The 12,868-nt window shown below is 66.9% G+C and carries 14 protein-coding genes; 5 read left to right on the top strand and 9 right to left on the bottom strand.

Annotation, left to right across the window (positions count from 1 at the left end; all coding sequences use genetic code 11):
* Positions 1-34: 34 nt before the first annotated feature.
* A complete protein-coding gene (locus AC1HFH_RS13835) occupies positions 35-817 on the bottom strand; it encodes an alpha/beta fold hydrolase (RefSeq protein ID WP_480243175.1) in 783 nt (260 codons plus the stop codon).
* Between the two features lie 269 nt (positions 818-1,086).
* Here AC1HFH_RS13835 and AC1HFH_RS13830 point away from each other — a divergent pair, with 269 nt between their 5' ends.
* Complete coding sequence (locus AC1HFH_RS13830) at positions 1,087-2,238, top strand: low temperature requirement protein A (RefSeq protein WP_480243174.1); 1,152 nt, start codon at positions 1,087-1,089, stop codon at positions 2,236-2,238.
* 183 nt (positions 2,239-2,421) lie between these two features.
* Here AC1HFH_RS13830 and AC1HFH_RS13825 read toward each other — a convergent pair whose 3' ends face one another.
* The 3 genes from AC1HFH_RS13825 to AC1HFH_RS13815 form a co-directional block, all read right to left on the bottom strand.
* Positions 2,422-3,018 (bottom strand): polysaccharide deacetylase family protein, encoded by a 597-nt coding sequence (locus tag AC1HFH_RS13825; protein WP_480243173.1) that lies wholly within the window; start codon positions 3,016-3,018, stop codon positions 2,422-2,424.
* Between the two features lie 350 nt (positions 3,019-3,368).
* Positions 3,369-3,680: a hypothetical protein gene (locus AC1HFH_RS13820; protein WP_480243172.1), complete on the bottom strand. Its 312-nt coding sequence runs from the start codon at positions 3,678-3,680 to the stop codon at positions 3,369-3,371.
* 133 nt (positions 3,681-3,813) lie between these two features.
* Positions 3,814-4,641, bottom strand: coding sequence for an alpha/beta fold hydrolase (locus AC1HFH_RS13815; protein WP_480243171.1), 828 nt, complete (start codon positions 4,639-4,641; stop codon positions 3,814-3,816).
* A 156-nt stretch (positions 4,642-4,797) separates the two neighbouring features.
* On the opposite strand from AC1HFH_RS13815, the gene AC1HFH_RS13810 reads away from it, so the two are divergent.
* Together AC1HFH_RS13810 and AC1HFH_RS13805 are read left to right on the top strand one after the other, a co-directional pair.
* Complete coding sequence (locus AC1HFH_RS13810) at positions 4,798-5,286, top strand: TetR/AcrR family transcriptional regulator (RefSeq protein WP_480243170.1); 489 nt, start codon at positions 4,798-4,800, stop codon at positions 5,284-5,286.
* Between the two features lie 164 nt (positions 5,287-5,450).
* A complete protein-coding gene (locus AC1HFH_RS13805; RefSeq protein ID WP_480243169.1) occupies positions 5,451-6,161 on the top strand; it encodes a DUF899 family protein in 711 nt (236 codons plus the stop codon).
* Between the two features lie 122 nt (positions 6,162-6,283).
* On the opposite strand, the gene AC1HFH_RS13800 is transcribed toward AC1HFH_RS13805, so the two are convergent.
* On the bottom strand, positions 6,284-6,970 hold the full coding sequence (locus AC1HFH_RS13800; RefSeq protein WP_480243168.1) for a histidine phosphatase family protein: 687 nt from the start codon (positions 6,968-6,970) through the stop codon (positions 6,284-6,286).
* A 291-nt stretch (positions 6,971-7,261) separates the two neighbouring features.
* Between AC1HFH_RS13800 and AC1HFH_RS13795 the strand changes: the two genes are divergently transcribed.
* Positions 7,262-7,759, top strand: a complete 498-nt coding sequence (locus AC1HFH_RS13795) for a pyridoxamine 5'-phosphate oxidase family protein (protein ID WP_480243167.1) — start codon at positions 7,262-7,264, stop codon at positions 7,757-7,759.
* A gap of 85 nt (positions 7,760-7,844) precedes the next feature.
* Here AC1HFH_RS13795 and AC1HFH_RS13790 read toward each other — a convergent pair whose 3' ends face one another.
* The 3 genes from AC1HFH_RS13790 to AC1HFH_RS13780 all read right to left on the bottom strand — a co-directional run bounded on the left by AC1HFH_RS13790 (position 7,845) and on the right by AC1HFH_RS13780 (position 10,511).
* Positions 7,845-8,543, bottom strand: coding sequence for a Pr6Pr family membrane protein (locus AC1HFH_RS13790; protein WP_480243166.1), 699 nt, complete (start codon positions 8,541-8,543; stop codon positions 7,845-7,847).
* A gap of 299 nt (positions 8,544-8,842) precedes the next feature.
* A complete protein-coding gene (locus AC1HFH_RS13785; protein ID WP_480243165.1) occupies positions 8,843-9,349 on the bottom strand; it encodes an MmyB family transcriptional regulator in 507 nt (168 codons plus the stop codon).
* A gap of 16 nt (positions 9,350-9,365) precedes the next feature.
* The gene (locus AC1HFH_RS13780; protein ID WP_480243164.1) at positions 9,366-10,511 is read right to left on the bottom strand and encodes an RNA-guided endonuclease InsQ/TnpB family protein; all 1,146 of its coding nucleotides are present in this window, start codon (positions 10,509-10,511) and stop codon (positions 9,366-9,368) included.
* A 22-nt stretch (positions 10,512-10,533) separates the two neighbouring features.
* Between AC1HFH_RS13780 and tnpA the strand changes: the two genes are divergently transcribed.
* Positions 10,534-10,965, top strand: coding sequence for an IS200/IS605 family transposase (tnpA, locus tag AC1HFH_RS13775; RefSeq protein ID WP_480243163.1), 432 nt, complete (start codon positions 10,534-10,536; stop codon positions 10,963-10,965).
* Positions 10,966-11,497: 532 nt separating this feature from the next.
* Here the strand turns inward: tnpA and AC1HFH_RS13770 are convergent.
* Positions 11,498-12,823: a cytochrome P450 gene (locus tag AC1HFH_RS13770; protein WP_480243162.1), complete on the bottom strand. Its 1,326-nt coding sequence runs from the start codon at positions 12,821-12,823 to the stop codon at positions 11,498-11,500.
* Positions 12,824-12,868 lie beyond the last annotated feature (45 nt).

Raw genomic sequence — 12,868 nt, 5'->3', positions numbered from 1 at the left:
GACCGGCCCACACCCTTCCCGCGGCGGGTCGCGGCTACGCGGTCAGGAACTGCCGCAGTGCCGACGCAACCGCTACGGGAGCTTCCAACTGCGGAAAGTGGCCGACCGGAGGTTCCTCGTCCAGCACCGTGAATTCGGCCGTCGGAAACCGCTGCCGAAGCCTCGGGAGCGCGTGTCCTCCACTCACGGGGTCCGCCGGACCCCAGATGAACGCCGTGGGCCCCGAATAGGATTCGGCTGCCTGCTGCCAGCGGGGGGCACAGCGGGAACGCTCGGCGATGTATTGCAGTAGCCGGTGTTGGACGTGTCTTCCCCCACCACTGGAGGTCGCCAGCCACATATCGTGCAAGAGATCCACGGAAAGCGGACGGCCCAGTACTTTCCGCACAGCTGTTCGGTAGGTGAATTCGGAGGTCAACCGTCCCAGTAGCGGGCCGGCGGGGCCGGCGAGCAGACGTTGCAGCACCAGTGGACGATGCAGGTCGGGGTAGAGCCCGCCGTTCAGCCACGCCACTCGCGTGATGCGCTCCGGCGAACGGGCAAGAAGTTCCTGCGCGACGGAAACCCCGTAGTCGTGCGCGACGACAGCAGTGCGTTCGATTCCGCAGGCGGACAGCAACTCCTCGACCAGGTCGGCCTGCTCGGCGGTACGGTAGGCGCGGCGCGGTTTGTCACTGGCCCCGAAACCCAGCAGATCCAGCGTCGTGATCCGCAGGCCCGCATCCACCAACTCCGGGACCACCAGCGACCAGTCGTGTGAGGACGTCGGATACCCGTGGACGAGTACCACCGATGGACCGTCCGGTGGACCGTCCACCCGGTGAAATATGCGATGGCCACCGAGCGTGAGCCAACTCCCGCCATCGATCCACTCGTGCCGCGAAGTCATCGAACCCCTCCAGAAAACAGTCTCGAAACGAGACTATCACCGAGGTGGGGCTGCAGCAGTAGGCGGCCCCGCCTCGGCACCCGTTACCGCACCGCACCTGTTACCAGGACGAGACGGCACACCGTGAAATGGTCGCCCAGTGTTCGAGGATGTATGCGATTGTGCAGTCGCACGCATCGCAAGCAGAAAGGTGCCGCATGACTTCCACCGCCCCGCTGGCGCGCACCGGTCACGCTCGTTCCGAAGTGGGACCGGTCGAGCTGTTCTTCGACCTGGTGTACGTGTTCGCGATCATCCAGCTGTCCCACCTGTTGCTCGAACACCTGTCGTGGGAGGGCGCCGCACAGACCCTGGTGGTGTTCGCTGCGGTGTGGTGGGGCTGGAACTACACCGCCTGGGCGATGAACTGGCTCGACCCGACACGGACGGTGGTGCAGCTGTTCACCGGGGTACTGATGCTGGCCGCGCTGGGCATGTCGGTCGCCATTCCGGATGCCTTCGGCGACCGGGCCTGGCTGTTCGTCGCCTGCTACCTGTTCATGGGTGTGCTGCGGCCGGTGTTCATGATGGTGGCGTTCCGCGGGCAGCAGCTCGCACACAACTACCGCATGCTGCTGTGCTGGTCGCTGGCCGCCGGAGTGTTCTGGATCGTGGGCTGTTTCCTGGATCCGCGATGGCGACTGGCGGTCTGGGCGATCGCTGTGGTGGTGGACTATGCCGCACCGATGACTCAGTTCCGGGTGCCCGGCCTCGGCTCGGCACCGATGCGCATGTGGGACACCGATGCCGAACACCTCGCCGAACGCAACCGGCTCGTGTTCATCATCGCGCTCGGCGAATCGATCCTGCTGATGGGCGGCGCAATCGTCTCCGAGGGGGACCTGACCACCACGCTCGCAGTCAGCCTGCTGGTCGGATTCGCCTCCCTGTTCGTACTGTGGTGGAACTACTTCGCACTGGCCGGGCCGGACACCCGCGGCGGCGACGGCTCCACCGCGGCCTTGCGCTCCGCCTATGCCTACGCTCACGCCCTGATGGTCCTCGGCGCAATCCTGGTCGCAGTCTCCATCGAACTGCGTCTGTCCCACGACCACCTCACTCCGGCGATCACGCTCGTCACCGTTGCCGGCCCGCTGATCTACCTCGCCGGGAACCTGCTGTTCCTCCGGTCCCGGTTCGGCCGGCTCGCCCGCTCCCGAATACTGGCCGCCGCAGTACTGGTCGTGATCGGCGCGATCGGGCTGCTCACCGCCGACACCCTGCCGATCATCGTGCTGAGCCTGGCAGTACTGGCGGTGACGACCACCCTGGCGGCCACCACCGCCTACGACAGGGCCCGCCGGGCGTAGTTCACTCCGCGGGCAGTGGTGGCAGGTCGGATTCCCTCAGATCGTCGGATCCCACAGCCCATCGGCTGCGCCGCGGGCGGAGCGACGAGTCGGTCCGGGCTGAGAAGTCCAGTTCACCGCTGACCACTTCGGACATTTCCTCTCCGATCACGACGGATCGCAGCCCTCGATGACCGGCGCAGGTCAGGTGACGACTTCCAGGGCGTCGTTCAAGGTCACCATGGCCAAGTTACGTTCGCGGATGATCTCGACGAGCTCGCCGTAGCGGCGGGTGACCGGTGGGAAGTTGGCGTGGCCGATGACGATGGCCTGCGGCCGGAACCATTCCCGTGCCATCTGCACCAGGTATTCCTCGGTGATCAGGCCGGAATCCGAGAGCGAGCCCTCCCACATGGTGGCGACGGTATATCCGGCGTCGGCGGCGATTCGGTCCACGGTGGCGTTGTGGTAGCCGAACGGCGGCCGGTAGAACGGCGTGCCGTCGACTCCGAAGGTTTTCCGCAGGAAGGTCCTCGTCCGATGCAGTTGTTCGGCGATTCCCGTGGCGTTGAGCTGGGTGAGTGCCGGATGGTCCCAGGTGTGGTTGCCCAGCTGGATCTGGCCCGATTCCACGAGTGGCCGCAGCTCGTGCCGGTGTTCGGTCCAGGACGGAAAGGAGCCGGTGACGAAGAAGGTGAACCGCGCGCCGGTGTCCCGCGCGAATTGGATGTAGGCGCCGACCACGTCCGGGCTCGCCCCGTCGTCGACGGTGAGCGCCAGCCGATCACCGTGCCCGGGCAACGCCGTGATCGTTCCCGGCGGGATAGGCGTCCTGGACCCGGTCGGGGGGCAGCAGCGCAGCGGGTTCGGCAACCTCGGGTGCGGGACCGGCAGCGCCCTCCGCACCGACTGCGGTGCCGCCCTCCGCCCGGGCACACCCCGAGAGTGCAACGAGCGTCCCGGCATGCAAGACGGCGAGCGGGGCCCGCGCGCTACACCTTCCACAGATGCTCCGCGCCGGGCTCTGGAGGCCGATCCGGCGACCGTCGAAGTGGTCGACGAGCCCGGGAATCCGGCTCGGTGACGCCCCCGTGCCGAGTCTGCGAACGTGACCGGCGGAGGCCGACGCGGTCGGCCCACCCTCTTGTGACTCAGCCGGCTACCGTCGGGACCGGCCGAGCGTAGGTGGCGCCGTCGCGAATGCCGAACTCGATTCGGCGGGGAAAGATCGACGGCAACCCCGCTGCCCGGAGATCGTAGTGAGCGGCAAGCGTCTCGGTCGCCCAGCCGCGCAGCGATTCCGGCAGTCGGCGGTCGATGCCATCGGTACCGCGGATGTAGGCGTAGGTGTCCTCACCGTCGACCGGCAGCGGGTTACGCAGGCCGATACCGGCAATCTCGAGTACCTGTTTCCCACCCTCACCGGAAATGACAGTCGGCAAATCCAGCTCGATGTCGTCCATACCGAAAACAGTAGGACAGCAACCCTCCAGACAACAGAGCTTTGCCGTAATACGCCCGAAACTTTTCCGCACGCCGATGGCCTTGTTCCCAGGCCGGCCGTATCCCGCCGTTCGAGTGGCCGCCCCCGGAACCTCAGTGCGGATGCCCCGGCCGGCGGGCTGCGGCGGGATCGACCGGGAGCGACTCGATGAACGGCAGCACGAGCGCGAGAAACTCCTCGGGTGCGCTGGCGAATACCACGTGTCCGGTGGGGAGCGTGTGGAAAGCTGCGTGCGGGATCAGCCCGGCGACGGCACGGCCGTAGGGCAGCGGTGCGATCAGGTCCCGGGTGCCCCACACGAGCAGTGTGGGTGCCGCGAGTTCCGCCGCCCGGGGCCGGAGGTCGGCGGCCGGGTCCGCGAAACTGCGCCACAGCGCACCGCCGGTCGCCGCGCCCGCAACGCCGGCAGCCCGGGCGGTTGCGCGGGCACCGATCGCACGGTCGGCGTCGTTGCGCGGTCGCATGTACCAGCGGACCAGGATGGGCAGCAGGCGGCGAGTGATCGCAGGTGTCCCCAGGAACCGGAAGAATCCACGGGTGACGACGTTCAACGGGGCAAATCCGCCCGTGTTGACCAGCACCAGGCCGGCGACCCGCTCGGGGTGGGCGATGGCCAGCCGGGCGGCCGCGAACCCGCCGACCGAATTGCCGATCACGACGGCCGGTTCCAGCCCGAGCCCGTCGACGATGTCTTCGAGCGTGTCGGCCAGCAGCGCGGCGGTGATCTCGGCAGGACTCTCCGACGCGCCGTGCCCCGGCCAGTCGACAGCGATCACCCGGTATCGGCGAGCCAGCGGCCCGATGATGGAATCGAAATCATGGTGGTCGTGCAGGTTCGCGTGCAGCAACAGGATGGGACGACCGGTGCCGGTCTCCCGGTAGGCGACGCGGCCGAGGCGGGTGCTGATCGAACCGTGCATGACAACCCCTAACATTCATTGACCATCCGGTCGGTCAGTTGAACTGTACGCCCGAATATCGAAGGAGTCACTGTGTCGGCGAAGCCCGAATCCGGTACCCGGCGCGCAGCGGCAGCCGCACGCACGAGGGATGAGCTCCTCCATGCGGGTTTCCGCTTGGCCGAGACCACGCCGCTGAAGAAGCTCAGTGCGAATGCCGTGGTGGCGGAGACGGGAGTGTCCAAGGGCACGTTCTTCCACCACTTCCCCACTCGCGCCGACTATCTCGTGGCGCTGCACGACAGGTTCCACGACCGGCTGGAGCGAGAGATCGACACTGCTGTCGGCACGATGCCGCCAGGTACGGAGCGGTTGATCGTCGGTTCGGCCGCATACCTCGATGCCTGCCTGCGGGACCGCGGTGTGCGTGCCCTGCTGGCCGAAGCCCGGGCCGAGCCCGGGGTCGTCGCCTCGGTCCAGCGGCGCTCCCGGCGCACCGCCGATCTGTGTGTCCCGGATTTCCGGCACCTCGGTGCCGCTCATCCAGACCACAGCGCGTGGTTGTGGGTGCGGCTGGTCGCTGAGGTCGCGTTGTCGGAGGTGACCACCGGCGGTCGCGACGACGCATTGCGAACCGCCCTCGCCGAATTCGCCCGCACACCATGAGGGATCCCGGTCGCGGACCGTCTTGCACCCGGAAAACACCGCCACTATCGTCGGGCAGGCAGCACATTGCCGGTGACGGGAACCGGATCTGTGCTCGCATTCGAGTTCGCCGAACGCGACAACAACGATTGCGTGGACCGAACATGAACGATACGAATTGGCCGATGCCGGCGATAACGGACCGGGCCGACTGGCAGCGTCGGATCGACGACTTACGGGCCCGGGAGAAGGCCAACACGCGCGAACGCGATGCCATCGCTGCGGCCCGCCGCCGGCTGCCCATGGTCGAGGTGGACGCGACTGCGCCACTCGAAACCCGGCACGGAACGGTACCGCTGATCGACGCATTCGAAGGGCGGCGGCAGCTCATCGCCTACTTCTTCATGTGGCACGACGGGCAGCCGGCTGCCGAGCAATGTGGCGGTTGCACCTGGTGTGGCAGTCAGGTTCAGGAACTGTCCTATCTGCACTCGCGCGATATCACCTACGCTATCTTCTGCAAGGGGCCCTACGCCGAGAGCGTGCGTTACCGCGATTTCCTCGGCTGGCAGATCCCCTGGTACGGGGTACCTCGGGACACGCGGGAAACACTGCTCGTCGACCGCGATATCCGGATGATGTACCTGATCAGCTACCTGCGTTCCGGTGATCGTGTCTTCGAAACCTATTGGACCACCCGGCGGGGTATCGAGGCGCTGGACAACAGCTACGCATTGATGGACCTGACACCGTACGGCCGTCAGGAAACCTGGCAGGACGTCCCTGCCGGGTGGCCACAACACGAGTGGCGCCACGCGGGCGGGAACATGAACGGCCGGCCGATCCCCCACTGGCCACGACTGGCCGACGGCCATTCGGATGCACTGCACGACTGAGCCGGCTCCGCCGTCACCTCGGCATCACGGCAAGATCCAGGTTCTCCAGCGCCCCGAGAAGCGTCTCCGCCCGGTCCGCACACGTGGGCGGACCGGGCGGAGAGCATCGAGTGTTGCCCCACTCAGGCTGCGGAGCTGCCTTCCCAGGAGACGAGCTTCCAGCCCTTCGACGGCGTGCCCTTCACCACCACGCGTCCGGTGTTGTGGATCGGGTCGGTCTGCAGTTTGCTCATATCCGGGTCGGCGACGGACATGAGCGTCCAGATCATCATGGCGCCGCCGTGGGAGAAGATCACCGCACGCTTGTCGCCGCGATCCTTGATGTCCTGGATGGAATCGTCCATGCGCTGCTTGAACTCATGGCCGTCGATCGAACCGGGGATGCGGGCGTCCAGATTTCCCTGCAGCCACTGAATCGGCGCGGCCAGGTAGGTATCGACCGCATCCTCTTCCGGAGTACCTTCGTAGATACCGGCTTCGATTTCGTGGAAGCCCTCCTCGACGACGACCGGACGATCGCACTGTTCCGACAGCGGCTTCGCCGTTTCCTGAGTCCGGACCATCAGGGATGCGTAAATCCCGTCGAACTTGCACTTGTCCAGCAGCGCAGCCACCGCACCAGCCTGCTCCGAGCCCTTGTCAGTCAGGCTGGGACCGGGGATGGACGTATCGATCAATCCGGACGTGTTTCCGGCCGATTCGCCGTGGCGGACAAAGGTGAGGAACATTTCGCCGGTCTGCGGCGCAGCCGCCGCGGTGCCGGCGCCGGCGATGACGACCGCCACTGCGGCAACAATCGTCACGAACATCGCGGACAGACGAGACACAATTACTTGCACAGGGACTCCCTCGGTGACAATGGGACGGCTCCGGGCTGGTCGGCCCGATTCGCCGACGGTAGGGGCGCCCTCGACGGGCCGCCAGGTAACTTCCCGATGAGCGGCACACTTTGCTCGACCCGCACTGTCAGCTGTCGAACGTCCGGCCGAGCGCGCCGACGGTCGGGCCCGAACCTGGATGTCGAGAACCCGGGAACAGCTACGTCCCAGGAATACGAGCAGCCGAACCGGCTCGACGACACCGACGAAGGAGTAGGCACAATGCGACCGAACGAGATCACCAGGATCCTGAACCTGCCGATCAGCCGGGAACTCCTCGCCCGAGACATACTCCGTATGGCCTATGTCGCCGAGGACGGCACACCACGCAATATCCCGATCGCCTTCACCTGGAACGGCGCCGAGGTCGTGGTCTGCACGACGAAGAACGCCCCGAAGCTGCCCGCCCTGCGGCACCGACCAGAGGTCGCGCTCACGATCGACACCGAAGTCCATCCACCGAAGATCCTGCTCGTCCGCGGTCGGGCAGAGCTGGACGTGGTGGACGGGATCCCGGAGGAATACCTCCAGATGAACGGCACCTACGAGATGACCCCTGAGCAGCGCGTCGAGTGGGAGGCCGAGATCCGCTCACTCTACGACGGCATGGTCCGCATCGTCATCACCCCCACATGGGTGAAGCTGATCGACTTCGACACCACCCTCCCCAGCGCAGTCGAGGAGCTGATCCGGCAGCGGGCCGAGCGGCAAGGTGCGTGACCCCGCTGCACCGAGTGCGGCGGGTCCGGACTCACGCCCTGCCGTCGTCCCCGCTGCTTGCCCACACGCCGGATCTGCCACCGTCTCATTTCCGGGGCACGCCGCGGACGTCGGTGGCCGGGACGGACCCGGCCGAGCCCGCACCGAGCAGGGCCGGCAGCCGGTCCATGGCCCGGTACACCGTCGATACCAGCAACCCGAACAGCACGACAGCGGCACTGTTGAGCAGCACCCTGGGGTATCCGTGCAGGTTCACCGACAGAAACGGGTACGGATACCACTGCGCGTACGCACCGTGCAGAAAGGTCCAGCCGAGAAAGAGCACCGGCCACAGCAGTCCCCACCAGTAGGTACCGGGGTCGATGCGCGGCCGGGGACCGAACAACAGCCAGCCGATCGGCGCCAGCAGCGGCGTCACGTAGTGCAGGAGGGCATTCGACACGGCGCCCCAGCCGTGCACCTCGGTGTCGGGCAGCAGGACCGTGACGAATACCAGGCCGGTGACCAGGATGCCGAGCAGACCATCCAGACGCAGTACCCGCCACACCCGCCCGTCCCGGGCGGGCCGCACCATCAAGGTGACCGCCACGGCCGCAACGAGAATATTGCTCTGGATCGTGAAGAAGCTGAAGAACCCCACCACCCGCTCCGCCACCGAGCCCAATTCGGCATTCCCCTCGGCGGGCTCGGCCGGGTCGGTGAACAGCCGGACGAACGAGATCAGCAGGCCCGTGATCGCTGCCGCCGCTGTCCCGCCATGCCACCAGGAGGCCACTCGCTGCATACTTGCGGAGTATGCCACCGCCGACTCCGAATCCGTGGACAGCGCGCAGGATGTCCCCCTGCGCGGTCTGGGCCCGGTGACTGCCGCACTCGCTGCAACCCGGTTCGGGTGGACGACGTCCGGACGCTGCCGGACGCCGCGCCGCCGGCACGCACCGCGGCGTCCTGGTGGTCGCGACCATCCTGTTCTGCCTGCCGTTCGGCGTGGGCCATCGCCCACAGATCGGCCCGGGTGCTGACGTTCGACACGGCCGCCCGCGGACGTCCAGGAGCCCGGTCTGCCGGGCGAGCGCCTCACCGTCAGCCTGGCGGGCCGACACGGAACTGCTCGAGCCCCGTGACCCGCAGCAGTTCCAGTGCCGAGGCCGCACGGGAACCGGCCGCGGCGGAGAAGACGATCAGGGTCTGATCGGATTCGGGTACCAGCAGGGTGTCGCAGTCGAGGAGTAGTTCACCGTGATCGGGGTGCACGACCGTCTTCGTGCTGTTGCGCCGTCGTCCGGGTCGCGGGTTGTCCCAGCAGTGCGCGAATCTTGCACTGCTGCGGCGTAGCTCGGCGATCAACTCGGCAAGGCCGGGATCGTGTGGGTAGCGGGCCCTGGCAGCGCGGAGGTCGGCTACGGTGAAGTGGTCGGCGTCGTCGGCCTCAGCGGCCGTGTAACGCACCCGCTGCGGTAGACGGCCCGAGAACTGATGCCGGACCAGATTCCGTCGGTGGCCATGCCGAGAATTGACGTCCTCCCGGCCATGAAGGACCGGGATTCCTCCAACGACGCTGTGCGCCGTTGGAGTGGGTTCCTGTTTCATCGGGCCGTGCCTTCCGCTAAGCGGCAGGGCTTACCGGCCCTCCGCAGGCGTTTCGAGTCTCGGCCCGTCCGGCCGCGACAATGTTGAGGGCCGCGTTCAGGTCGCGGTCGTGGACCGCGCCACAGGCGCATGTCCATTCCCGCACCGACAGCGGTTTCGGTCCGTCGTCCACTCCGCATGTCGAGCAGATTCGGCTCGACGGATAGAAGCGGTCGATCTTGTGGAACATCCGTCCGTACCGGCGGGCCTTGTCCTCCAGCATGCGCAGGAACAGACCCCATCCGGCGTCGTGGACCGACTTCGCCAACCTCGTTCGCGCGAGCCCGGCCACGCACAGGTCCTCGACGTAGACCGCTTGGTTGTCGCGGACGATCGCCGTGGAATGTTTGTGCGCCCAGTCGGTGCGGGCATCCCTGACTTCGGCGTGCGCCCGCGCCACCTGCACGCGAGCCTTGGCGCGGTTGTTGCTGCCTTTCTGCTTGCGGGAAAGGTTCTGCTGCGCTTTGCGGAGCTTGCGTTCCGCACGGCGTAGAAACTTCGGAGACGAGATCGTCTTGCCGTCCGACAACACGGCGAACGTCGACAATCCGAGGTCGATCCCCACCTCGGAATCGGTCTCCGGCAGCACAGCGGAGTCGACATCGACCACGAACGACGCGAAGTAGCGCCCCGCCGCGTCCTTGACGATCGTGACCGACGACGGCACGGACGGCAGCTCCCGCGACCACCGCACCTCGATCTCGCCGACCTTGGCCACATACAGCTTCCGGTTCGGTCGGAGTGTGAATCCGTTGCGGGTGAGCCGGATCGCCTGCCGATGATCCTTGCGAGACCGGAACCGAGGCGCGCCGACCCTGCGGCCCCGGCGTCTGCCGGACATCGACTCGAACCAGTTGCGGTACGCGGCCCGCGCGTCCTGGCACGCCTGCACCAACGCCACACTGGCGACCTCGGCCAGCCATGCCCGTTCGGCGGTCCGTTTGGCGTGGGTGACCACCCGCCGCTGCACCTCGGTATCGCTGATCTTCTCCCCAGCAGCGTAGGCGTCCCGGCGGGCGCGCAGCGCATCGTTGAACACCACCCGCGCGCAACCGAACGCCCGAGCCAGCCTGTTCCGCTGTCCGGACGTCGGGTAGACGCGGTAGTTGTACCGGAGCTGCACACCCACAGGGTACCATTGGTCTATGACAGAATCGGCGGATTACAGGCGAGGTCGCAGCGTTGTTTCCGCCATGCACGTCCATTTGGTCTTCATTACCAAGTACCGGCGTGGCCTGCTCACCGACGATATGCTGACCTACTGCGAAACCGTGATGCACAAAGTCTGCACCGACTTCGACGCGGAGTTGATCGAGTTCAACGGCGAACGCGACCACGTTCATCTACTCATCGAATACCCACCCAAGATCGCGGTATCGCGGCTGGTGAACAGCCTCAAAGGCGTCTCCGCCCGCCGACTACGCGACGAGTTCCGCAGCTGGGTGAACCAGCATTCGATGAACGGGCACCTGTGGTCGCCGTCGTACTTCGCCGCATCGTGCGGCGGAGCGCCGATCAGCATCGTCCGGCAGTACATCGAGCAGCAGCAACGACCCAGCGGCGCGGCAGGAAGGTAGTCGATGCGCTAACCCAGCCCTGAAGGACCGGGCTTGCGCGCTACGTTCCCCGGTCATTCCGACGATCGATCCGGCGGGCAGACCGCGAACGGTTCGACACAGGCGAACGATCCATGGATGCCACTCCGGATCCGCTCGCCAGCGCGCCAGCTGATCCGAGAGTTCGACTGCGTCGCGGGAGCGCAGCGGGACGTGTGTCCACACCTCGTCTCGATCCAACGCCCGGAACAGCTCGACGGCATCGGTCGCCGGGTCGGCGGTCGTCAGCCTGACGACATCGGCCACGAGTTCCACATCGTCGGGAATCGGCCACGCCAGTTCCGGCCACGGCTCATCGATGGGGCGCGGGTCCGGTACGGGTTCGAACCGAGCCGGGTCTTCGGAATGGGACACGAAAACATCCTAGAACCGGCTGATTCCGTCAACCCTGCACCCTTGGCAGCATCACGCTGAACCTGCGTCTGTTCGGGAATACCGCCGTGTGCAGCGTGACGCGCAGTGGCCGCTCCTATGGTTGCCGACGGACAGACGCTCAGCAATTCCGCGGCGGGTGGACCGATGTGATGTCGAACCGGATCGGTTTACGTGGACCGGCGACGACACTGTGCGCGACCGCCCGGGGCATCGGACGACGCAGATCCCGGGACGACAGGGCGAGATCGGCGTGGGAGACGATGGTGCCCAGAGCGATGCGCAGTTCGTAGTCGGCCAGGGCGGATCCCAGGCAACGGCGGTGGCCGCCACCGTAGGGCGCGTATTCGTGGCCGCGGTAGCGGCGGTTCAGGAATCGCTCCGGGCGGAACCGCTCGGGATCCGGCCACCGGTCCGGATCGGAATGCAGCAGTGGCAGCACGATTCCGACGGCGTCCGACGGTTCGACCACCACACCCCGGACCGTCGTCTGTTCGGCAGGCCGACGGACGAACAGGGGCACCGGCGGATGCATTCGCAGTGTTTCCCGGCAGACCGCATCCAGCAACGGCAACGCGAACAGGTCCGCCGGGCGTGGGTCCGGCCCCAGTGCACCGATCTCCGACCGAAGCCGGGTGAGCAGGTCGTCGGAGCGGTACACGTGGTACAGCGCCCAAGCGAGCACGGTGGCGGTGGTTTCGTGTCCCGCGACGGTCAGCATCCGCAGCTGCTCGACCAACTCCGCGTCCGGGATGCCGGCACCGGCTTCGTCCCGGGTCGCGAGCAGCATACTCAGCACATCCGAGGGGCCGGCGGCTCCGTCCGCGAGCCGGTGCCGCCGATGGGCTATCTCCGTGAGAACGGCGGCATCCACCCGGGACCGCGCGGCGACGAAACGGTCCCACGGCAACAGCCCCCACAGGCTGCGCCGGAGTGCCGGCAACATCAGCGGACCGATGTAGGAATCGGTGAAGTCGGCGATCAGCGGCAGCATCCGCGCTGTCGAGAATCCCGAATCCGCTGTCGTATCGTCGAGGGGCACCCCGAACACCACATGCAGGATGATCTGCAGGGTCACCGATCTGGCTGCGGCACGGGAATCCAGCCGGGTGCCGGGGCGCCACCGTTGCACTTCGCGGCGGGCGACCTCCTGGATCGTCGCACCGTGGGCACGCATGGCTGCGCTGTGGAAGGGCGGCATCAACAGTGCACGTCCCCGCGTGTGCGACTCCCCCACGGCCAGCAGCACCGAGTTCTCACCGACCATCGGCGCGATCACATTGGGGGTCGTGACCGGCGCGTCGGTCACGATGCGCAGCACGTCCCGGGCACCGTCCGGATGCCCGGTGAACAGGACGTCCCCGGTTCCCGGGAGCCGCATCCGGAACGGATCGCCGTCGCGGGCGCGCCGCCACCGGAAGTACCGGCCCACATCCAGTCCCGCCATGACGGTATGCGGCCACCACAGTCGCGGTGACCGTGGTGTACTCAC

The organism is Nocardia sp. KT25-26 (genome assembly GCF_056627695.1).
This window is presented reverse-complemented; position numbering and strand designations above follow the sequence as displayed.

What these genes read in the sequence shown, in the direction of transcription:
- AC1HFH_RS13830 (WP_480243174.1), top strand. Translation starts at nt 1,087, where the DNA reads ATGACTTCCACCGCCCCGCTGGCGCGCACCGGTCACGCTCGTTCCGAA.
- AC1HFH_RS13820 (WP_480243172.1), bottom strand. Translation starts at nt 3,680, where the DNA reads ATGGACGACATCGAGCTGGATTTGCCGACTGTCATTTCCGGTGAGGGT.
- AC1HFH_RS13815 (WP_480243171.1), bottom strand. Translation starts at nt 4,641, where the DNA reads ATGCACGGTTCGATCAGCACCCGCCTCGGCCGCGTCGCCTACCGGGAG.
- AC1HFH_RS13805 (WP_480243169.1), top strand. Translation starts at nt 5,451, where the DNA reads ATGCCGGCGATAACGGACCGGGCCGACTGGCAGCGTCGGATCGACGAC.
- AC1HFH_RS13800 (WP_480243168.1), bottom strand. Translation starts at nt 6,970, where the DNA reads ATGTTCGTGACGATTGTTGCCGCAGTGGCGGTCGTCATCGCCGGCGCC.
- AC1HFH_RS13795 (WP_480243167.1), top strand. Translation starts at nt 7,262, where the DNA reads ATGCGACCGAACGAGATCACCAGGATCCTGAACCTGCCGATCAGCCGG.
- AC1HFH_RS13790 (WP_480243166.1), bottom strand. Translation starts at nt 8,543, where the DNA reads ATGCAGCGAGTGGCCTCCTGGTGGCATGGCGGGACAGCGGCGGCAGCG.
- AC1HFH_RS13785 (WP_480243165.1), bottom strand. Translation starts at nt 9,349, where the DNA reads ATGAAACAGGAACCCACTCCAACGGCGCACAGCGTCGTTGGAGGAATC.
- tnpA (WP_480243163.1), top strand. Translation starts at nt 10,534, where the DNA reads ATGACAGAATCGGCGGATTACAGGCGAGGTCGCAGCGTTGTTTCCGCC.
- AC1HFH_RS13770 (WP_480243162.1), bottom strand. Translation starts at nt 12,823, where the DNA reads ATGGCGGGACTGGATGTGGGCCGGTACTTCCGGTGGCGGCGCGCCCGC.